At 71.5% G+C, this 330-nt stretch carries 1 protein-coding gene; it reads left to right on the plus strand.

The genetic code is table 11. The annotated features are described in order from the left end of the window. The coding region (locus CH42_RS00025; RefSeq protein WP_275575604.1) for a transporter associated domain-containing protein at window positions 1-330 on the plus strand (330 nt) is incomplete at both ends.

Here is a 330-nt window from a genome sequence, read left to right on the forward strand (position 1 = left end):
GAGTACGGCGGCACGGCCGGCATCGTCACGCTCGAGGACCTGGTCGAGGAGATCGTGGGCGAGGTGGCCGATGAGCACGACCGCGCCGCGGCCGGCGTCGTCGGCACCGCGGAGAAGATGACCTTCCCGGCCGACCTGCGACCCGACGAGGTCCTCGATCAGACCGGGATCGACATTCCGGACAGCGATGAGTACGACACCGTCGCCGGCTTCGTGCTGCGCGAGCTCGGCCGCATCCCCGAGCCGGGCGACGAGGTGATGCTCGCCGACGGCGGCACGCTGCGCGTCGAGCGCATGGATGGACGCCGCATCGCGCGGCTGCGCTACACG

Origin of the sequence: Leucobacter musarum subsp. musarum, assembly GCF_001273845.1 — a bacterium.
In the GTDB taxonomy this organism is placed as follows: Bacteria; Actinomycetota; Actinomycetes; order Actinomycetales; family Microbacteriaceae; genus Leucobacter; species Leucobacter musarum.